At 60.7% G+C, this 20714-nt stretch carries 22 protein-coding genes and 2 pseudogenes; 6 read left to right on the top strand and 18 right to left on the bottom strand.

The genetic code is table 11. From position 1 onward, the window contains the following. Positions 1-728, top strand: a pseudogene (locus tag AUR66_RS21680) (hypothetical protein); the annotation flags it as partial. Between the two features lie 11 nt (positions 729-739). Here the strand turns inward: AUR66_RS21680 and AUR66_RS23335 are convergent. The 5 genes from AUR66_RS23335 to arcS form a co-directional block, all read right to left on the bottom strand. After that, positions 740-1642 carry a DUF7504 family protein gene (locus AUR66_RS23335; RefSeq protein ID WP_058571053.1) on the bottom strand — a complete coding sequence of 301 codons (903 nt, stop codon included), beginning with the start codon at positions 1640-1642 and terminating at the stop codon, positions 740-742. Between the two features lie 503 nt (positions 1643-2145). Continuing rightward, positions 2146-2538 carry a hypothetical protein gene (locus tag AUR66_RS03080; protein ID WP_058571052.1) on the bottom strand — a complete coding sequence of 131 codons (393 nt, stop codon included), beginning with the start codon at positions 2536-2538 and terminating at the stop codon, positions 2146-2148. 166 nt (positions 2539-2704) lie between these two features. Next, a complete protein-coding gene (locus tag AUR66_RS03075; protein WP_058571051.1) occupies positions 2705-3013 on the bottom strand; it encodes a hypothetical protein in 309 nt (102 codons plus the stop codon). 103 nt (positions 3014-3116) lie between these two features. Then, a complete protein-coding gene (locus tag AUR66_RS03070; RefSeq protein ID WP_058571050.1) occupies positions 3117-3389 on the bottom strand; it encodes a hypothetical protein in 273 nt (90 codons plus the stop codon). Between the two features lie 237 nt (positions 3390-3626). Next, entirely contained in the window at positions 3627-5384 is a 1758-nt protein-coding gene (gene arcS, locus AUR66_RS03065; RefSeq protein WP_058571049.1) for an archaeosine synthase subunit alpha, read from the bottom strand. 111 nt (positions 5385-5495) lie between these two features. Between arcS and AUR66_RS03060 the strand changes: the two genes are divergently transcribed. Beyond that, a complete protein-coding gene (locus AUR66_RS03060) occupies positions 5496-5957 on the top strand; it encodes a hypothetical protein (RefSeq protein WP_058571048.1) in 462 nt (153 codons plus the stop codon). A gap of 159 nt (positions 5958-6116) precedes the next feature. Here AUR66_RS03060 and AUR66_RS03055 read toward each other — a convergent pair whose 3' ends face one another. After that, a complete protein-coding gene (locus tag AUR66_RS03055) occupies positions 6117-8117 on the bottom strand; it encodes a DUF7282 domain-containing protein (RefSeq protein WP_197409661.1) in 2001 nt (666 codons plus the stop codon). 231 nt (positions 8118-8348) lie between these two features. On the opposite strand from AUR66_RS03055, the gene epsC reads away from it, so the two are divergent. After that, positions 8349-9212, top strand: a complete 864-nt coding sequence (epsC, locus tag AUR66_RS03050) for a serine O-acetyltransferase EpsC (protein WP_058571046.1) — start codon at positions 8349-8351, stop codon at positions 9210-9212. Positions 9213-9248: 36 nt separating this feature from the next. Here epsC and AUR66_RS03045 read toward each other — a convergent pair whose 3' ends face one another. From AUR66_RS03045 to AUR66_RS23040, 10 genes are all read right to left on the bottom strand, one after another. Beyond that, on the bottom strand, positions 9249-9554 hold the full coding sequence (locus AUR66_RS03045; RefSeq protein WP_058571045.1) for a hypothetical protein: 306 nt from the start codon (positions 9552-9554) through the stop codon (positions 9249-9251). 55 nt (positions 9555-9609) lie between these two features. After that, a complete protein-coding gene (locus AUR66_RS03040; protein WP_058571044.1) occupies positions 9610-9885 on the bottom strand; it encodes an ArsR/SmtB family transcription factor in 276 nt (91 codons plus the stop codon). A gap of 112 nt (positions 9886-9997) precedes the next feature. Further along, positions 9998-10825 (bottom strand): ZIP family metal transporter, encoded by an 828-nt coding sequence (locus tag AUR66_RS03035; protein ID WP_058571043.1) that lies wholly within the window; start codon positions 10823-10825, stop codon positions 9998-10000. A gap of 129 nt (positions 10826-10954) precedes the next feature. Next, positions 10955-12466 carry a tRNA guanosine(15) transglycosylase TgtA gene (gene tgtA / locus AUR66_RS03030; protein WP_058571042.1) on the bottom strand — a complete coding sequence of 504 codons (1512 nt, stop codon included), beginning with the start codon at positions 12464-12466 and terminating at the stop codon, positions 10955-10957. A 60-nt stretch (positions 12467-12526) separates the two neighbouring features. Next, positions 12527-13201, bottom strand: a complete 675-nt coding sequence (locus tag AUR66_RS03025; RefSeq protein WP_058571041.1) for a hypothetical protein — start codon at positions 13199-13201, stop codon at positions 12527-12529. A gap of 121 nt (positions 13202-13322) precedes the next feature. Next, positions 13323-14096 carry a CPBP family intramembrane glutamic endopeptidase gene (locus AUR66_RS03020; protein WP_058571040.1) on the bottom strand — a complete coding sequence of 258 codons (774 nt, stop codon included), beginning with the start codon at positions 14094-14096 and terminating at the stop codon, positions 13323-13325. A gap of 61 nt (positions 14097-14157) precedes the next feature. After that, on the bottom strand, positions 14158-14706 hold the full coding sequence (locus AUR66_RS03015) for an NUDIX hydrolase (protein WP_058571039.1): 549 nt from the start codon (positions 14704-14706) through the stop codon (positions 14158-14160). A gap of 60 nt (positions 14707-14766) precedes the next feature. Further along, complete coding sequence (locus AUR66_RS03010; protein WP_058571038.1) at positions 14767-16047, bottom strand: arylsulfotransferase family protein; 1281 nt, start codon at positions 16045-16047, stop codon at positions 14767-14769. A 99-nt stretch (positions 16048-16146) separates the two neighbouring features. Continuing rightward, a complete protein-coding gene (locus AUR66_RS03005; protein ID WP_058571037.1) occupies positions 16147-16878 on the bottom strand; it encodes a hypothetical protein in 732 nt (243 codons plus the stop codon). A gap of 70 nt (positions 16879-16948) precedes the next feature. Further along, complete coding sequence (locus AUR66_RS23040) at positions 16949-17083, bottom strand: hypothetical protein (protein WP_007543265.1); 135 nt, start codon at positions 17081-17083, stop codon at positions 16949-16951. 58 nt (positions 17084-17141) lie between these two features. Here AUR66_RS23040 and AUR66_RS03000 point away from each other — a divergent pair, with 58 nt between their 5' ends. Beyond that, on the top strand, positions 17142-18419 hold the full coding sequence (locus AUR66_RS03000; RefSeq protein ID WP_058571036.1) for an RNA-guided endonuclease TnpB family protein: 1278 nt from the start codon (positions 17142-17144) through the stop codon (positions 18417-18419). 153 nt (positions 18420-18572) lie between these two features. Then, a complete protein-coding gene (locus tag AUR66_RS02995; RefSeq protein ID WP_058571035.1) occupies positions 18573-19289 on the top strand; it encodes a hypothetical protein in 717 nt (238 codons plus the stop codon). A 41-nt stretch (positions 19290-19330) separates the two neighbouring features. Here the strand turns inward: AUR66_RS02995 and AUR66_RS02990 are convergent, their stop codons facing one another. Beyond that, positions 19331-19951: a class I SAM-dependent methyltransferase gene (locus AUR66_RS02990; RefSeq protein WP_058571034.1), complete on the bottom strand. Its 621-nt coding sequence runs from the start codon at positions 19949-19951 to the stop codon at positions 19331-19333. 254 nt (positions 19952-20205) lie between these two features. On the opposite strand from AUR66_RS02990, the gene AUR66_RS02985 reads away from it, so the two are divergent. Next, positions 20206-20400, top strand: a complete 195-nt coding sequence (locus tag AUR66_RS02985; RefSeq protein WP_004041873.1) for a cold-shock protein — start codon at positions 20206-20208, stop codon at positions 20398-20400. A gap of 112 nt (positions 20401-20512) precedes the next feature. Here AUR66_RS02985 and AUR66_RS02980 read toward each other — a convergent pair. Then, positions 20513-20714, bottom strand: a pseudogene (locus AUR66_RS02980) (hypothetical protein); the annotation flags it as partial.

Genomic DNA, 20714 nt, shown 5'->3' with positions numbered 1-20714 from the left:
ACGAGTTACTCGAATACATCGAATCACTGGAGACAGACCTCCAGTCGGCGGCGCAGCAACGCGAAGCGCTGACAGAGTTGGTTCAGTCACTCACAGCAAGACTTGGCAATCTCGAAGCAGACCACGACGTAGACACCCTCGCTGAAACGGTCGAAGACGTTCGGGCGTCGCTGGAAGCGGAACAACAGCGACTCCAATCTCGACTCGACGACGAGTTCGAGGATCTCCAAACGATTCTCGAATATCTCGTCGAGATGGGTGACGAACTCGACGTTCGACTCACCCAAACTGAGATACAGTACCGAGCAGAGATTAGAGAACTGCGGGCCAAACGTGACCAGCTTCGTCAGTTACGGGAGGATGCTCGAGACCATGGGACCTACCGCGCTACGTGCGAGCAATGCGGTGAGTCGGTCGACTTTGCCCTCCTAACGACACCCGACTGCCCGAACTGTCAGCGTCCACTGACGGGTGTGACGAGCGAGACAAAGTGGCTCTTTTTGTCCTCGTACACCGTGACTACCGGTGGGACAGAACCACAGTCGTCACCGTCGAGGAAACGCGAGGACGCAAGCGATACCGAGCAGTCGGACGACCAGCGTGAGGGAGACGACAACCCCTCTGAAGTCGACGACCAGACAGAGTTGGCGTCGGAACAGAATTCGGCGCAATCCGAACAGGAGTCCACGTCACCGCCCGACAAAACCGATTTCGAGTGGCTCACGTAACGGCAGCGTCGTCAAAGGACCGCGAGCGACCCGTCGGCATCGAATTCAAGTACTGAATCGAACAGCGAATAGAATGTGCGGGTCGTCTGTTCGTCGTGACGTGTTGAATCGAAATAGAAGTACGCATGAGCGTCGGCAGCACGAATTCGTCCATGGAGGATGTGTAAAAACCTGAAGACGCGCTGCGTATCGGTGACCGCATCAAGGAGATTGGATATCGACTGAAAGCAGACGGATATCGGTACCCCAGCGTTGTCCCATCTTGTCAAAACTTTCGTCGTCAGGATACCGATTCGTCGAAGGTCACTCGGTTTCGAGACCCGCAGAACGTCGACTTGGTCGCCATACTTGTCTCTGGTGTCACTGCCAGCGTACGACCGTGCGTCGATGAGAACCTGCGTTTCTACAGCGTCGCTCTGGAGTCGCTGGAGCGTGTCGAGTTGCTCTTCTGGCGGCCTGTCGATCGAAATAATGAGTTGGTGGCTGTTTGTCATTGCAGACGAGGGCCTCATCAAGCGCTCAGAAAGCCGCGACGCGACCGTACTCTCACCCGGGCCGACGAGCAAGAGACTCGTTTCTCTTTCAACGTGTTCGAATACGGCCTCCGCCTCCAGTCCAAATTCGATATCTCTGTCGGGAGGGTCTTCCAGGTCAGTATCCGTGTCGATGAAGTCCCACCCGTCGTTGTTTCGTTCGAAGGTACTGTTGTCGTCGATGCGAGGACGTCGCGCACGCACAGATTCCGCAAGGTCCGACAGGGACCCACCCACTGTCGAATCCGTCTCATCGCGTGCGTCTTTGGAAGTCCCTCTCTTCGAGGAAACCTCCTCTGCAAGCCCTGCAAATGACGACGAGTCCCCCACCGTGGAGTCAGTCGTCGGACGACGTGACTCCGCCTCGTCGCGGTCGTCCATAGGTGCTAGTCACTAACAATATAATTAAATCTTGGTGTCATTTAGACCGCCTAATCGACAGTCATCGTCGATTGCAGACGGTTCTCGTTTGGTTTTGGGAAGTTCAGTATTCGTCGACAGCAGCGAGAGACACGTGAGTTAGCCACCAGTATTGCCATAGTTCCAAAATTTTACCCACGGTTAAAACCATACAAACATAAATCAAATTCCAGTATATATTTCTTTATGAAGAATAGATAGCCATTTACAGCAAACTCACCCAAAAGTATTCAGTAGAAAGGTATAATTCGTTTTTAAAGCCACTACAGACAGTCCCCGACCCCGTGATTATGGGTTTCTCACCCACCAGAACGCCAATTTCTGGGATTTGACCTAGATGTTCACTGGACAAATTTCCCAGATGGTTTTTCATATACTAAACAATACTGTCGTGGCGCAATTTACGCTATCCTCCCAAGTAGCCGCACTCAAACTGGCTTACTGCCAACGTCACAGGAACCGGTTCAGCGCTTCCCGAACCGAATCCCGTCTTCGACCATGCGGAGGTTCCGTTCCCGGTCGATGTGCGGTTTCAGCCAGTCGTACTCCTGCAACTGCAAGATGAGGTCACCCTGGAGGTTTCGCCAGGCGATGGCGTAGATCGGAGACTGCCCCCACGCGCGGAGTTCGGGAACGAACTCGTCGTACTTCTCGTAGTGGTCTTCGAGTCGCTCGATGGCGTCGACGACGTACTGCGCTGCTTCGGCCTCCGACTCGGCGTCGACGATTGCACGGTTCAACCGGGTTTCGAGTCCCTGGACAGCCTTCTGCATGTCCTGTGCGGCCGCGCCGTCCGACTCCGGCAGCGCGTCGATGATGGGTTTCGGGACACCGAGTGAGAGTTCTTCGACGGTCATATCGTGCAGTGGGTGACCAGTTAGCAAAAAGGCGGCGACAACACTCGGAGTCGAGGTATCGTGTCGTGGTGCTCCGCCAGTTCGCGAAGAGAAGTAGACTGCATTGCGCGCCGGGGTGCCTCCGAAGGCCGTCCCTGACCTCCGGTTGTGGCGCGTCGTTGACTCTCTATTCGTCTGCGTCGTCGGTCCGTGCCCTGAGTTCGGACGCGACGAGTTCGTCGAAGTCGACACCATCAGTTCGGTACTTGTCGCGGTGCTCTGCCACCACGACTCCTTTCTCCGTAATCTCGTACAGACCGGACTTTGGCGCGGGCCCGACTCGCTCCAGAAGTCCGTAGTCTGCCAGTATCGGCAACCGTGTATTGATGTACGAGCGATTCTTGTCGAGGATATACGAGAGGTTCACGGCGGTGTTCCGCCTCCCATCGGAGAGGGCCTCCAGTATATCGAAGTCAGTTGGGACGGCCAACTTCATACAGTAATGTTTGTGTCACACGATAAATAAGCACGTAATACTGAAACGACCATTTTCGGCAGACTGCAGAGGGAGGCTGGGGTGGGCGGGGACGGGTCGAGGACTACCGTGTGTCGGAATAATCGAGACCGTCGCGTGCAAGACGGAGGTCCTCGATAATCTGTTCGTGGTACTCGATCGCTGTGTCGATGTACTGTTTCGTCGCTGTCGGGTCGCCGCTGTCGTCGTGGTACTGAGACTGCAACAAGTGCAGTTCGAGTGCGCGCGACGCGGAATCGTTCGCGGCCAACAGAGCCCGAGTAATCGTCCACGCTAACGCCCTTTCGTCGGGGAGTTCTCCAAACGCCTCCGATGTTTCCTCTCGTCGCCCAACCATGTGTAACGTGTTGGCTCTGGATAGTATTTAAAATTATAGCACACTGATAATTACGACGAGAGACAGGATACACATTATGGACCGCTTGTGCGCCGTTCCAACTATATCGGAGCGAGAGTGTGGACGGGGACGTGTTCGAACACAAATACGTGTCTGACGAGAGAGCTCAGGTGCTGCTGTGTCCGCCGAGACCAAACTGAAAGAAATGACACCGGGGTTTCCGGGCGCCGTCCGCCGTTACCTCTCTTCGACGTGGCGAATCTCGACGGCGATGCCACGCGTGGAGTCGGTCATCTCGCTGCCACCCATCTCCGCGCGACCGATTGCAAACGCCTTGGGACCCTCGACGACGACTTCGTCGCCCGGTCGAATGTCGTCGTCAGCGTCGACGACGCCCGGCGCGAGGACCGACCCGTGTGGAACGAACCCGTCGATTTCGACCGTCTTCGTCGGCGCGTCGCTGTCGCGCCAGACTTTCGCGCCTTCCAGCGTGAACGAGAGGACGCCGTACTGTGGCACCATCGTCGCCAACTGCTCGCCCTCGCCGTTCCACACCTGCAACTTGGGGTACCGACTCGTCATCTCGAGTTCCACGTCAGCAAAGAGTGCGTCACCCGCCTCTGGACCGAGTTGGTAGTCGGCGAGTGCTTTCACGACGTTGTGTTCGCGTTCGTCACGCGAGAACTTCGGTTCGCCGTCGAGCGTCCGCATGAGGTTGCCGATGGATTCGGTCGTCGTCGGGTGTTCAGAGACAGTGTACTCGACGTCGAGGCCGAGGTCCGCCTCGACTCGTTCGACGATTTCGGTGTACGCACCCGGTGGCACGTGCGCGATGATGCGCGAGTAGTCGTTTCGTTCGAGATACCGGCGGAGCACCTCGGCGACGAACGACTTCTCGTCTTCGGACCAGTCGCCGGTGACGACCGAGTCGTAGTGCTGTGCGGGGTAGGTCAGTTCCAACTCCTGTGGGACGACGCCGATGGGCGAGGTCATCGACACCATGTGGGCGCGGTACTGCACCGCTTCGTGGAACTGGCGGTGGCTCTGTGACTCGCTGTACGGTTTCTTCGCCGAACACGGGAGCAAGACGAGTGGGTTGTCGAACCGATTTTTGTAGCGGGTCGTCACGCGGTCTGCGAAGCGCTGAATCTCCACACGGTCGATGGACTCCTCGGACGCCGCCGTCAGTTCCGTGTCGCGGATGACGGGCGTCCGTTCTTCGAGGTACCTGTACTGCTGGTCGAAGCGGCGGAACGCGGCCGTCAACCACTGGTCGTGGCGGGCCTGTCCCTCGATGTAGTCGCGGAGGCGACCATCACGGATACGACGACGGACGCGAGCGAGTTCCGCGCGGAGCGCGTTCGCGTTGTGGTCAGCGGCGTCGGCACGGGTGAACTCGGACGCCGGTTTCTGACACGCCGCACACGCACACGGGAGTTCGTCCAGGTCTTCGAGGAAGTACTCGCCGTCGGTCGTGAGGTAGAACCCTTCGAGTCCACGTGCTCGGGCGCGCGTCTCGTCGACGAGGTCGACACCCGCATAGACGAGAAGCGAGACGTTGCGCGGCGTCGCGACACCGGAGAGCATGAGTGCGGTGTCTGCGGGCAGGTTCTCTTTGGCTTCGACGATGTTGTCGCGGAAGGCGCGGGCGTGTCCGACGAATCCCTGTGCGTCGGAGAGGATGTACGCGTCAGCGCCGTAGTCGGCGGCGGTGTCGGCCGTGACGACTGCCGCAGAAGGGTAGTCCACGTCGGGGTAGTCGACGGCGAACGACTCCCGCACTTCGTCTGCGCTCCCTGCGGGAAGCGAACGGTGTGGAAGGACAGTCAGCACGTCGTCAGAGCCCTCGGGCATCTCGCGTTCCGCCGCCCAGAGGCTTCCAGCATCCTCGAGAACGTCGTCCACAGGCGCGGGCGTCGTCACCGGATCGGAGAGGCGCAACTCTCCGATTCGGGCGGCGCCGTCGCGCGCGTGAACCTCGAAGTAGTCGGTCATACCCGCTTTCGGCCCCCGACGGGCAATTAACTTGCCTTCTGCGGGCGTGAGTCCTCGCTGAATTCCCACCGGGCCTACACGACTTAGCTCCTGCAGCACTAACCACCATCTATGGACTCCCTCACCCCATCGGGCCCGTGGTCGCGTGCCCGTCTCGACGAGTTCCTCACGATGACGACGATTCCCGTCAGACTCTCGTGTCGAACCCCGTCGGACGACCTCTGGATGCTCTCGCTGTGGTACGAGTGGGACCCGGAGACGCCCGAACTCCGGTGTGCCACCTCGGCCGACGCCGACGTGGTTCGGTTCCTCCGGGCCCACGACGACGTGGCGTTCGAGGTATCGACGAACGACCCGCCCTATCGAGGGGTTCGTGGGAGGGGCGTCGCAACGGTCGAACCCGACGACGAGAAGGCAGTCCTCTCTCGCCTCATCCATCGATATCTCGGCGACGACGACTCCCCACTGGCGAAGCGACTGCTCGCACCGGAACGCGACGAGGTGACGATTCGGATCCGGCCCACGAAACTGCACACGTGGGACTACGCGAGTCGGATGGAGACGACGCAGTAAGCAGGCGCGTCGGTAGGTACACAAAAAGATACCCAAGCGGGCGGGTGCCGTGCAGGGGTGGCTTTGTTGCCCACACGGCGTACGGAAAGCGGGTGCTTGGAAGGCGATGCGAATCAGCGAGGCCAGCGACGGGTGAGATGGTCGGTGGCGGTGCGAATCTCAGCGACGCCGCGCGACGACGAGTACTCCGGCGACGAGGGCGACGAGGGCGGCGACGAGACCAAATCCGGGTGCCTCAGTCGAAGATGCCCCCATTCCGGCGGCGTCCTCAGTCGTCTCGGCCGAGTCGTCGGTCATCTCCGTCGTTGGTTCGTCAGTCATCGTCTCGGTGTCCATCGTCGTCTCCGAGTCCATGTCTACGGTGTACGCCGCAGTGTCGACCACGGCACCGGTCGATGCCACGTACGGTCCATCGTCAGCGCCCTCGCTCGTCAGGAAGTCGTAGGCCTGGTTTCCGTTGGTGTCTCTGTGGGCCATCGGAACAATCGTTCCCGACTCTTCGAGCGGCGTGTCGAGCACGATTTCGACGTTCTCGTGGGTGCCGGGTTCGAGGTACGCGGAGGTTCCGCGGACGCTCTCGAAGACGGCACCCTCGGTGACAGTCGCATCGTGGACCGTCACGAACCCGCCGTCGTGGAGGGTGACGGATTCGACTGTCACAGTCGTGCCATCGCCGGACTGGTCTGCCGACGTGACGACGGCGTTGACCGACGTGTGGGCACTGGCAACGACTGCGCCGCCGTCAGCGACGTACGGGCCGTCTGCCTCACCGTCCGACTCGGCGAACGTGTACGTCTGGTCGCCGTCGGTGTCCATGTGTGCCATCGGCGTCAGCACCTGCGAGGAGCGAATCGGTTCGTCGAGTGTCACGGTGACGTTCTCGTGAACGCCGGGTTCGAGGTACGCGGACGCACCGACGACGCTCTCGAACACGGCACCGCCGGAGAGCGATGGGTCGTGAACGACGACGAACCCGCCGTCAGCAAGTTCGACGCGGTCCACCACGACGGTCGTTCCGTCGGACGTTTTCGTGCTGTAGTCGACGCTCGCCGACACGGTTGCGTTGCCGCTGGCGACGACTGCACCACTGTCGTCAGTGTACGGGCCGTCTGTCTCACCGTCCGACTCGGGGAAGGTGTACGTCTGGTCGTCGTCGGTGTCCATGTGCGCCATCGGGACGACAGTCGTCGTCTCGTTCAGCGGCGCGTCGAGCGTAACTCGCACGTCGTTGTGCAGGCCGGGTTCGAGATACGTGGTGGTGCCGCGGATACTCTCGAACACCGCGCCGTCAGTGACGGTTCCGTCGTGGATCGTCACGAATCCACCGTCGGGGAGGAACACCGAATCGACGACGAGTGAGTACCCACCGGTCGCTTGCTCGCTGTAGGTGACGGTCGCCGTGTCGGAGGGCATGGCCATCGCAGTATCGACGACTGCACCACCGTCAGTGACGTATGGACCATCGGTTTCGCCCTCCGTCTCCGGGAAAGTGTACATCTGGTCGCCGTCGGTGTCCATGTGCGCCATCGGGACGAGCGTCGTGTTCTCGGTCACTGGGTCGTCCAGTTCGACGCGGACGTTTTCGTGGACGCCCGCTTCGAGGTACGCGGACGTACCGCGGATGCTCTCGAAGACGGCACCCTCAGTGACAGTCGCGTCGTGGATGGTCACGAACCCACCTTGCGAGAGTTCGACGCGGTCCACCACGACGGAGTCACCCGTCGTCGGCTGGTCGCTCATCGAGACGGACGCGCTGGCGTTCACTATCGCATCGTCCACGACGGGACCACCGTCGGCGGTGTAGGGTCCGTCTGCACCACCGTTCGCGGCGACGAACGAGTAGACGCGGTCACCGTCTGAGTCCATGTGTGGCATGGCGATGTACGTCCCAGACTCGGCGACTGGGTCGTCGAGTGTCACGGTGACGTTCTCGTGCGTGCCGGCGTCGAGGTACGCAGACGACCCGACGACGCTCCCGAGGACGTTTCCATCGGAGAGTGAGGCGTCGTGGATAGTCACGAACCCACCGTCGGGGAGCGTGACCGAATCGACCGTGACGGTCGTTCCGGCCGAGGCTTGATTGTCGAACGAGACGGACGCCGTCTCCTGTTGGGCCGCCGTTGCCACCGGGATTCCCCCGGCGACGACGACGAGTGTCATCAACACTGCGAGTGTGTGTCGCATACCTCAGAGGGGGTCGAATATTTAAAAGAAGATTTTCCGAACTCTCACCCAAATCTCCCCCCGATGTGCCCCCAGTATTCGGATTTCACCGCGAGAACACGACTTCAGCGGGCGAAAAATCGGACTGCGAGTGCGACCACCCCGACTCTCATCCCACGCGAAGAGAATGAGACTAAATAGCCACTCGCCCCCAATTAGTGGTATTGCATGTCCTACACCTACACTGGTGACGCCCATCTCGCCCTCTCTGCGTCTTACCGTGAGGACGACGACCCGTTTCCGACGGACACGTCACTGAACTTCCCCCGACGCGACCACCTCCGAGACGACGTGCACCTGTTCACGCGCCTCATCTTTCCTCGGTGCTGGAACGCCGGGTCGCTCGTCGAAAACGACGCTGCGCTGCGAGAGGAAGTGCGTGAACTCGCTGCCCTCTGTTACGACGGCATCGCTCCCTACAGCGACGAGGACCCATCTATCGTCGTCGAGTCCGTCTTCGACCGACTCCCAGAGATTCGAGCGACGCTGAAGAAAGACGTGGAAGCGGCGTACAAAGGCGACCCTGCCGCGCGAAGTTACATCGAGATAATACGGTCGTATCCGGGACTCCAGGCAATCGTCGTCCAGCGTATCGCTCACGCCTTCTACGAGATGGGTGCGCCCGAGTACGCCCGTGAGTTGACCGAGTACGCCAAGATGGAGTCCGGAATCGACATCCACCCCGGTGCCGACATCGGCGACTACTTCTTCATCGACCACGGCACCGGCGTCGTCATCGGCGAGACGGTGACCATCGGCGACTGGGCCAGAATCTATCAGGACGTGACCCTCGGTGCACTCCACTTCGAAGAAGAAGAAGACGACGAGCACACGCTGAAGAAAGGGTACAAACGCCACCCAGATATCGGCGACAGCGTCGTCATCGGCGCTGGTAGTAAAGTCCTCGGCGCGGTCACCATCGGCGACCACGTCAGTATCGGGGCGAACTCGTGGGTCACAGAGGACGTACCATCTCACACGAGCGTCTACATCTCAGACCACCCGACGCACGAGCGAAAGCCGAAAAAGTAGGTCGTTCGACCCGGAGACGCCGCCGTCGTCTTCAGTTTAGTCGATGGTAATCCACGCGAGGAACGCGAGACCAAACGTCTCGAAGACGTGCAAGAGCATCATGAGTCGCCACGCGATGACGGGCACGTCGGTGGCGAACCACCCCGAGAGCGTCGGGTCGACGAGGTACATGTAGAGTGCCAGTGCGTTCTCGGCCAAGAGAAACACGCCGAAGACGAGGAGCCCAATCGCGTGTTTGGACCGGAAGGTCAGGTAGTTGCGCGCCCAAATCGCCGACAGGACGAACAGCACGACGACGTTGAGTGCGGCAGAGACGCGCGCGACGTCGACCCAGATACTCATTCGTCCCCCACTTTCCGCGGATGTGTCATATACGCTTTCCCAAATTCCTTCATAATCAGTCGATTCGTTCGATAATCGTCTCGACAGTCTCCCAGTTCGCTCGACACCGTGGCGACGGGAGGTAGACTGCCCCGTAGTCGTCACCGCTTCGCTGGACGACGTCGTTGTCCAGCAGGACGTCGAGGTGGTGTCTCACCGTCTTGTAGTCGAGGTCCAGTGACTCGGCGAGTTGATTCGCGTTTCGTGGCTGTTCCTCGATAGTCCGGAGGATTCGCACGCGGTTTTCACCACCGCGAGTTCCCGTGAGCACGTACCAGAGGACAGCCTCCATCGTTTTTGCTGATACGTTGGAGGCCCTTAAAGAACCACGAGACAGCACCAAAACACCGGCCGAAGAACCGGAAGACGTTCCGTGGAGAGTGGTCCACGTCGCGCGCCCTGAGTTAGCCGAGCGAGATGTCGAGGTAGAGCATCACGATTGTACCGAAGATGGTTCCCAGCGTCGCAGTTCGTTCGAGGCCTCCCGTGTGCGTCTCGGGGATGATTTCGTCGCTGATGACGAACAGCATCGCGCCTGCCGCGAATCCCATCGCGTAGGGCAACAACGCCGAGACTGTCAACACGGCGTACGCTCCGAAGACTGCGAGAGGAATCTCGACGATTCCGGACCGAACCCCCGCGAGTGCAGCGTAGAACCGCCTATCTAGCCCTGCGTTGATAGCAGCAACCGACACCGCAAGCCCCTCGGGGATGTTCTGGATGCCGATAGCGAGCATCAACGGGATGGCCGTAGAGAGGTCACCGCTCCCGAACCCGACACCCACAGCGAGCCCTTCCGGCATGTTGTGGAGTGTAATCGCGAGGATGAACAACACGACGCCAGCGAGTTTTTCGTCGTCGACCGGTGATTCTTCAGGCGGGTTCGCAGCGTCTGTTCTGCGACGCCCAGAGAGGAGATAGTGCGCGTGCGGGACGAGTGCGTCAGCGCGGTCCAAAAAGAGCGCACCGAGTGCCATCCCGAACAGCACTGGAATCGGGTTTCCGTTCGAATACGTCTCGATACCGGGGATGATGAGACTCGTGAAACTCGCGGCCAACATCACACCCGCGGCGAATCCGAGTGCACCGTTGAGCGCTCGCTCAGACGGGTTTCGCCAGACGAACACGAGCGAGGCACCCAACAGGTTGAATCCAGCGATGACGAATCCGCCGACGAGTCCGTGGACGACGGGGTTGTCACCGAATAGTTGGATGAACTGGTCGGCTACCACACGTCTCGCCCCCGACTGTGAGTGCACATGATTGTACGAGAGATGTGAAACTGCGAACTGTATCTAGTTTTGCATGCGTTGTCGAGAACTGAGCACACGAACCAGACGCAAGAGAGCGCTGTCGGAGTGTTACTCGTCCGACTCTGCTGCTTCTGCTAACTGTTCGGTCACTGCTGCGAGCGACTCCACGGCCACCGAGTCGGGGACGAGCGAGAGCGCCGACGCGGGCCAGTCGTCGTGGGCGAGGGTGAACGTCGCATCGGGGTTCTCTTCGACCAACCGGGCGACGCCACGTGCGGCCTGTTCGTAGGCGTCTCGGTCGAGTCGCTCCGGAACCTCGGCAGTCAGTGGGTACGTCTCCGAGAGTGCACGCGGGAAGGGACCGAACGGTGGGACGACGCGCCATGCGGCGTCGAACTCGTCGCCCGAGGGCATGCCACCCTCCGTGAGCAAGACGTTGCCCTCGGCGGTCAGGCGGTCCATCCGGTCGTGATGGCGGGCCACTTCGGGCCGGTGGGCGCTCTCGTTGGAGACGTAGAAGAACGCGCCCTTCGAGGCGGGGTCTTCTCGTTCGAGTTGGTCCACGTGGTCTAAGAGTGCGCGATAGCCGTCGAGCATCGCCGGATGCGAGCGTGCGCGCTCTTCGACGAGTTCCATCAGGTCGCCGTCGCGGATGGCCTGCTTGATGCGCCGGAGTTCCGCGAACGTGACGTGGAGGTTGTGTGCGGCCAGCAGTTTCTCCTGTTGCTTGTCGCCCTCTGCTCGCAGGTCGTCGGGCGAGTATTCGGTACAGACGGGACAGGTACACGGGAGATAGTCGAGGTCTTCGAGATGCTCGGTCCCGCGGACCGTGAGGTAGCGGCCGTCACGAGCGTAGAGTGCGTACGCGGCCGAATCGAACAGGTCACAGCCGAGTGCGACGGCGAGTGCGAGCATCATCGGATGGCCCGCACCGAAGAGGTGGACGGGTGCGTCGACACCGAGACCCCGCTTGGCGGCGGCGACGGCATCCACCATGTCGCCGTAGCGGTAGGCGTTCATCATCGGGACGACGGCACCGACGGGGAACACGTCGAGGTCCGAGGCGTAGGCGTGTCGACCGGCCTCTTCGCGGAGGTCGGGGTACGTCGACCCCTGCACGGGGGCGTTGACGAGCATCTCGCCCGTGTCGACCGCTTCGGCGTCGGCGATGGCCTGCTTCGTGATTTCGAGGTCGTCTTCGGCCTGTTCGCGGTCCACGTCTGGGGGCGTCGGAATGTCGACCGGCGTAGCGATATCCGTCCCGATGTCGTGTTGGAACTGCAGAATCTCCTCGGTCGTCGTGTCGATTTCGCCGTACTCGGCGAGTTGGAACGACCCCGAGTCGGTCATGATTGCGCCGTCGAAGTCGAGCATCTCGTGGAGACCCACGTCGAGAGCCTCCTCGCGGAGGTGGTCGTTCTTCTTGATGATGTAGGAGTTGGTGATGAGAATCTCCGCGCCGAACTCGGATTCCAGACGGGCGGGCGAAATCGTGTCGATGTTCGGGTTGACGACCGGCAGGAGGGCCGGCGTCTCGACGGTGACCCCCGCACGAGGGACGGTCAAGCGGCCGATTCGGCCGGCGAGGTCCCCGTCACGGATTTCGAAGTGGTCGCGCATGGAGTGGCGTTCCGTGAGCGCGGCGGTAAGAGTTGCGTTCGGGAGTGGAGAGATGTCGACTCACTCGTCGAGACACCAGTCCATCGAGAGGCCATCAGTCGGGTCGACACTCCGATTTTCCGTCCGGTAGACTCCCGAGTCGGTCACGTAGTAGTACGCCTCGACCCGATAATCGACGTACAACGGTGGTCGATGTTCGTACGCGACTTCGACAGGCGTTCCCTCGTAGTCGACGTATATCGTCCGGGATTCGTCGCCACCGAACTCGTCATCGGTCGCCGCGTCGAGTGCCACGACGACCGATTCGAACGCATCGTCCTCGTATTCCAGTTCGCGTGGGTCGCCCGCCACAGCGTCCGAGAGAGCACGCTGGAGTGCATCGCTCTCGACCAGTTCGCTGTCGTTCGCGCTCGCGACGACGCGAGAGTCGTTCACGTCGTCGGTCGTCCCGAATCGCAGTGTGTGCCGCGGTGGCGTCTGTGTGCCCCACTCCGACTCCACGACGGCACGAACACCGTCGGCAGTCGTCTCGACCGATTCGACTCTCGGATGCCCGGTGTTCGTCCCGTAGTCCTTCTCGGACGTGACGAACGTCGCTTCGCAGGACGTGAGCGTCTCGTTGGTGATGGAACCGGGGTACTGAGACGACGACGCCGGTTCTGTACTCGTCGCCGAGGCGTCGCTCCCGTCGGGAGTTGCAGAGAGGCACCCGGCGGTAGCAACGAGTGTCGCCACGCAACCGCACACGCCGGCCACGTACTGACGGCGATTCACGTGTACACGTGTTGCCAATCTGTGAAGTGTCTTCTGGGGCCGAGAGGGACCCAGAGAATGCGACGAAAAGGCGACTGCCGGGTTAGAACAGCAGTCCAGACGGCATCGCGTCGGGGTTCATCTCCGCGAACTTGAACGCGATGTAGGCGATGGTAAAGAGCGTCGCGTTGTACGCGCCGTGGATGAGCGCAGGGACGACGAGGTTGTCGGTGAGTTCGTACGCCGTCCCGAAGACGAGACTCGGGAAGAACAGAATCCCGATAGTGACGAGACGTGCACCCGCACCGCCGGTGAGGGCGACGAAGTGGATGGCGGCGAAGATAGCGCTCGCGAGGGCGATTCCCGGAACGGGACCGAACGACTCGCGGATACGATTCTGGACGACGCCGCGGAACAGCAGTTCCTCACCGGGGCCGATGAGGAGGAACGACGCCGGCACGAGAAGCAAGAGCACTTCGGGGTCCTGTGCAGCGATTTCGGTCACCTGGTTCGACCCGGCTTCGACGCCAATCGTCGAGACGAGGAGTGCGCCGACGAACGCCGCACCGAGCGCCGTCACGTACCCGAGGACGACTGCTGCGAGGTCACGGAGCGACGGGATGGAGACGCCGAAGTAGTCGCGGTCGAGACCACGGACGGTCACGTATCCGAGGGCGACGCCCCCGAAGGCGATTCCTTGCAGGAGGACGAGCGAGATGACGATGACTGAGAGCGGGGTCAGTTCGAACCCGACGCTCACCGCCGCCACCTGCGTGATGACGACGAGGATGGTCCCCACGAGGAGACCACCACCGCCGAGGACGAGGGCAGCGACGAGGGACCGAGCCGAGTCGAAGAGTCGCGTCGTAGTAACCACGAGCGAAATGTAGGGCCGCCGGTGTCAAAACCCTTCTCGCTCGGGCCGTGCCGTTGGCTCCTTACTTACCGGCGAGTTCGTAGTAGAGAACTCCGAGAACAGTGCGTGCGTCGCGAACGTCGCCCGCGAGGACCGCCTGCCGCAACTCGTCGTAGTCGACCGTGGTCGGCCGGATGCTCTCGTTGAAGTCGAGATTCTGGTCGGCGCTCGGTTCGCACCCACGGCCCACGAAGTAGTGGTGGACCGAGTTGGCGATGCCGTTCGCCGGTTCGACCGTCACGAGTTGCTCCATCGTCTCGGCTTCGTACCCGGTCTCTTCTCCGAGTTCGCGGTGGGCAGCAGTGACGTAGTCGTCGTCGCCGTCTTCGGTTCCGCCAGCAGGCAAGCCACGGTTCGTTCGACCGACCGCCTGTCGCCACTCGTCGATGACGACGACGTCGCCGTCCGGAGTGAACGGGAGAACGACGACTGCAGGCGGTTCGTCAACGTAGTGGAAGTCCGTCTCCGTCCCATCAGGGAGGCGCACGTCGTCCATGCGGATGTCGAATCCGGGGCACGAGTAGTCGATTCGCGTGCCAGTCGTCTCCCACGCGAGGTCGTCGTCAGTCATGGACAGACGTGGCCGCGGTGACTCAAAAAACGTCGCGGTCGGTGGCGACGGCCGCACTCGTCAGCGGAAGAACCGACCGAACGCGTCGCGGACGACGATTCCGACGCCGAAGACGGCGGTTCCGAACCCGAAGGTGATACTCGCGAGGTGGCTCTCGGAGAGCCAATACGGCAGCGGATAACTGGCCCGGAGGCCGGCGAGAAGCGGTGAGAGGACGGGAACGTCACCCCGGCCGTCGGTGAGCATCGGCGTCGAGTCGTGAAGTGGACCACCGACAGTCTCTCCGACCGGGAGGCGTTCTGCCTCGTACGGGATGTAGTCAGTCTTCGTGCTCCAGACGACGCTACCTGTCTGGTTCACTTCGAGGATTCGCTGATTCCCCGAATCCGTGATGAGCGTGTTCCCGTTCGGCAGTCGGTCGGCGTCTCGTGGCCACCAGAACTTGACGCCCTCTGCGGAGTCGACTTCCCAGACGATTTCCCACTCGCCGGTCTGCGCTCGGTGTAGTTCGACGATACGGCCGTTCTCGCTGTCGGCGACGAGGACAGCACCATCGGCCAACCACTGCGGGTTGTGCTGGCGTAAGAGGAGGTCAGAGTCCCCTTTCCCGTCGCCGTCGTCGTCTTCGTTGATGACCTCGACGACGCCCGCACCGCGCTCGATGACCAGTAACTGGTTCGCGTTGCGGACCGAGACGAGATAGCGGTCCTCACCGATGACGTCCACGTCGTTGATGTGAAGCCAATCGACCGTCGTGGCGTCGGCGGGTGCGTCGTAGTACGACGACGCGTTCCACTGCCACGTCACCTCACCGTCACGAACCGTGAAGATACGCTCGTGTTCCATGTCGGCGACGAGGACTTCACCCGAGTCGAGCAGTTCCACGTCGTGAACCTCGCTGTTCGTCATGGTTCGCACGGGGAAACTCCACTCCTCGACGGTCGCTGGACCGTCCGGTGCGTCCGGGTCGATGATGCGATAGCCCGTTCGTGTACACGGCGACTTGTACGGTCCACAGTCGGTGTATCCACCATCTGCGAACGCTGCGAGGATGCGCCCATCGTCCAGGTGCGTCACGTCGAAGTAACTGTCCGCGTCGGAGAGTCGCCACGAGAGTGAGTCATTGGAGACGAGGTAGACGTTGCCGTACTTGTGAAGCCCTGCACCCCCGCCTTGGGACCCGACGAGTGTCTCCATCGTCGACCCCTCGTCGGCAGTGTTCGTGGCCGACACGCCGATGTCGGGGGCGAACGTCGCACCGACGACGAACGTCGCCACGACGATACCGACTCCGAAGAGAACGAAGAGCACACCAATTCGTCCTCTCGACCTGTTGTCCATTACCTATTGATGGTCACACATCGAGGAAAAACGTTCGGAAATAAGCCGCCGTCTGCTACTTTCACAATAATTGATTATTCAGAAACATGTGGGAGAGATTCAATTTCCGTCGTCGAGCGAGACCTGTTGGAGGTCCACCGCTAACTCGTCGACGTACTCGTTGTACGCCTCGACGAACTCCGCGAATCCACCGGCGAGTTCCCGCACGTCGGGTGCCGACGGTGGTTCGTACTGTGAGAGCAGGTAGACGCCGCCTTCGCCACCGACCCGAAGGTACGACACCTGTGGACCGTCCCACTTCAGTTCCCAGCGTGTCCCACCGACTCGTTGGGTGAACGTCCCGTACTCGCCGTCGAATCGGTTCAGTTCACCAGCAATCGTGTTCGCCACCTCTCGGATGGTCTCGACGAGTCGGTCCCGGTCGGCGACGATAGACGCCGTCGTCGTGACCTCGGGGAACTCCGTCGGAACGTCGTCGAGGACGCCGTCGAGTCCCTCTACGTACTCGTTGTACGCCTCGACGAACGCGGGGTAGTCCTGCATGGCCGTCGCGAGCGGTTTCGGTTCTGGGGGTTGCTTGGTCGAGACGACGTACGTCTCGCCACCCGACTTGCCTTTGAACCGGAGGTACTGCAAGGCACCCGCTTCGTACTTGAGTGTCCACTTGCCGCGGCGCGTCTTGAACGTCTCTTGGCCGTAGTCGCCGCCTTGTAAGATGGCGAGTTCGCGCGCGATGGTCCCCGCGTGGGACTGGACCGCCGAGACCACTTCGTCGCGGTTGGCGGCAACGTCGTCGACGCTCGTGACGTCGAACGGGAGGGCGTCAGTCATCTTGCGGTAGCGAGGAAACCCCGTCCTTTAGGGCGGGGAGGAATCGCGTTCGTACACAGTACCCTTCGACCTACAGTGGCCCCTCGGTGTCCAGTGCTTTCGCACCCTGAATGACGAGTCCCCGCCACGTCAGGCCGTGTGCTTCCTTTACTTCGCTCAGTTTCTCGTATTCTTCGTCGCTCACTTCGATGTTCAGGTTCGGCATCTATGCTATAACTTAGTGAATCAATAGTTTTTACATTCATGGTTTCGAGTGTTCTACTGTGACCGCTACTGCCACCAAGACGTTGCAGGCCACGCTCGCGCCCCCAACGGCGCACAAAGAGCGTCGTCTTCAACGAACTGTGGCGACCTACCGTCGCGCTCTCTCCGAATCGTTCGAGAGTGGCGCGACAACACAAACAGCGGTTAACGACGTTGTGACGCCGTACACGCTCACATCCTACGCGAAGGACGCGCTCAAGTCCTACGTCCCGAAACTGCGGGACACGTACAACGCTTCGCAGTTGAAGGACGATCACCCCGTTCGATTCACGAACCGTGGGTGGCGTCTCGACCACTCTGAGGAGCGACGACACGAGTTCTGTTGGCGCGTCCCACAGGCAGGACGTGGCAATGCGTTCTGGATTCCGCTCCGTATCAATCCCGCACAGAGAGAGTTGTGGGACGACCTCCTCGACGGCGACATGTCCGTCGGAGAGTTTCGACTGCAAGAGCATCGAACGAATTGGGTGCTTCACGTCACTGTCGAGTACGAGGTCGCGGAGCCAACTGAACCAGACGAGCCGACGTACATCGGATTCGATATCGGGGAATCCAAACTCCTGACGGGCTGTGCCCTTCGGGACGATACTCCAACCCAACCGTACATCTACGACGGCGGTCGTGCCCGACGCCTCCGAAAGGAGATGTTCACGACCCTCCGTCGCCTTCAAGAGCGAGACGCTGAGTGGCGTATTCAAGAGCGATTCGACCATTATCAGAACGCTCTCACGGATATTGTTGAGAAGGCGTCTCGACAGGCTATCGAGTACGCTCAACAGTTCGAGAAACCCGTTATCGTTCTCGAAGACCTGTCGTACATCCGCGAACATCTTGACTACGGCAAGTGGATGAACCGCCGTCTCCACAACTGGGCGTTCGGGCGACTCACTGGCCGAATCGAGGACAAAGCCCGTGACGCGGGCATCTGTGTCCGATTCGTGAACCCAGCGTATACGAGTCAAACGTGCCATGAGTGTGGACACATCGGCTCTCGTAGTTCTCAAGCCATGTTCCGCTGTTCGAACGGCGAGTGTTGGGTGACGGAGTACCAAGCAGACATTAACGCGAGTGTGAACATCGCACGTCGCGTCAACCCGTGGGGAGAGAGGTGCGCGTTGAAACTGCACACCGATGACTCGCCACAGGATGGGAGTGCTTGTGACAGCACCACAGGACACCACGAGCAGAGTCGGCAATCCCGACAGACGACGCTCGGGGACTTCAGTTCTGAAACCTCCGACGACGAGACTTCCCTTGTAGGAAGCCCCGCCCTTTAGGACGGGCGAGGATGCCACTGTGAAAGAGACTGCGTGTGGGGTGATAAGCACGTCCGTCACAGATTCACCGCAACTGATACTTTTACTACCATTGGTACATGTCTCGAATGCATGAGTTCACAAACAGTGACAGTTCGCGGGACGATTGGTGGGATGGCGAACCGGGCGAACCCCGCGTTCGCTGGCGGTATCGTCGCCGTCTCAGTCGTCGCACTGGCGTACGCAGTCACCGTCGGCACGCTTCAACAGCACACCTACGTCCACGTCATGGCCGGACTCCTGTGGACGGGCACCGACCTCTTCCTCGGCGCGATTCTCGGCCCGGTCATCGGTGGCCTCACGAAAGAACAGAGTGCCGCCGTGTTCGAACGCCTCACGCCGAAGACGGCGTTCTTCCTCCCGTCGATGGCACTCGTCACCATCGCAGGAGGACTCACGCTCGCACAGCGTCTCGGGGTGTTTCCCCACGCCGAACCGTGGCTTGCGCTCTTCACCGCGGCGAACCTGATTCCCGTCCTCTTGCTTCTCGGGTGGCGTCTGAACGCGTGGTCCGACCGCCGGTGGCAAGTCGTCTTCGCCGTGGCGACTGTGGGGTCACTCGCGTGGGTTGCGACGACCATCGGGCAGTTCCAGATGACGACGCCCGCAATCGTCGTCGCACTCGCAATCGTCACCATCCTCTCGGTACAGGGATTCGGATTCTTGATGCCGGGTGAGATTCGCATGTACTTCGAGATGATTTCTGACGACCCCGACCCGAGTGTCATCTCTGCCATCGGACAACAGAACGCGAAACTCGGCGGTGTCCAAGGACTGTTCCAACTGGTCCTCATCGCCGACATGGTGTACCTCCGATTCGGCGGGTTCTGAGGCCATCTAGACGGAATCCCGCGCCTCGTAGAATCGCCCCGTTACTCTTCTGCGCGACGAAACACGCGAAGGGTATCGTGTTCGCTTCGTTCGACCTCACACTGGACGAACCCGAACTGTGTGAAGACTCGCTTCCAGTCGCGGTAGTAGAGTGGGAAGTCGTACTCGTCGTCGTTCACGCCTCTTTCGCTCGGCGGAACACTCTCGTCACCTTCGTTCTCGACGGTGACGAGGAGGTCACTCGTACTGCGTGCGAGTTCCTCGAAGACCCACTCGTCGTCGGGGTGGATGTGCTGGAGCGTCTCGATAGAGAAGGTTGCGTCGAACTGACCGTCGTCGAACTCGCCGACGAGGTTCTCGATGGCGTCGGCGTAGAACGTGCCATCGGCGGCGAGAGAGGGGTACGCCTCGCCCATCACCTCGAACGACTCGTCGTTGATGTCGACACCGTAGAGGTGTTCGAATCCGTGGTCGTGGAGATGCGAGAGGTGACGGCCCGGACCACACCCGAGTTCCAGAATCGCCGACTCCCGAGTCAGATACTGGTCGAACACACGCCGAATCGACTCGCTCGTGTCGTTCGGACCATAGTACGCGTAGTACTCTGGCGAAAACTCTCCCGACCGGTCTTCCCACGCCCGACGAACGTCGTTTGCATCCACAGGTACGAGACGGACGGTGGACGGGTAAAGCCTCGTTGCATCCGACGGGCGTGATTCGGTCCACGGAAGTTTCGATACCAAAGAATCCAACCGAATCGGTGTCGAACTAGGCGGTGAGTGCGAGGATAACTGCTGTTGTAGATGCACTTGTCTATCAATCTCCCAGATTCGAAATTAGATGTCAACAAAAATCTGTCCATGACACAATAACCCTCACAAGTCTTAACCGTGAAGGGGGCATTTGTCCAAAAGCAATGGCGAAAGGAAACGTTGATTTCTTCAACGACACTGGCGGCTACGGTTTCATTTCGACGGACGATGCTGACGACGACGTGTTCTTCCACATGGAAGACATCGGCGGCCCGGACCTCGAAGAAGGCACGGATGTGGAGTTCGACATCGAGCAGGCCCCCAAGGGCCCTCGCGCGACGAACCTCACGCGACTTTAAATTACTTTAGTACGCCGCGTTTCGCGGCAGAACGACACTTTTCATTTTAGCGATACTCGACCGGTGAGCGGTGCACTCCGCCGTGCGTAGATGCCCTTCTCAGAGACGCTTCTCAGAGTTTCTCGGTACTGCGTGCTTGTTCGGACCGCCGGCGCGCCTGGTCGAGTCGTCGCTCGGCCGCCCGCGAGAGGTCGACCGGAAGGTCTGACTGGGCCGCTGCCAACCGCTCGGCGACTCGCTCGAGTCGCGACGTGACAGTTTCGAGGCTCTCGTCGGCCTGTCCCCGGTTGCCTGCTTCGGCACGTTCGGCAGCA

The sequence above is a fragment of the Haloferax profundi genome (genome assembly GCF_001469865.1).
Lineage (GTDB): Archaea > Halobacteriota > Halobacteria > Halobacteriales > Haloferacaceae > Haloferax > Haloferax profundi.
Note: the sequence above shows the minus strand (reverse complement) of the source record. Positions and strands in the feature narration are given on the sequence as shown.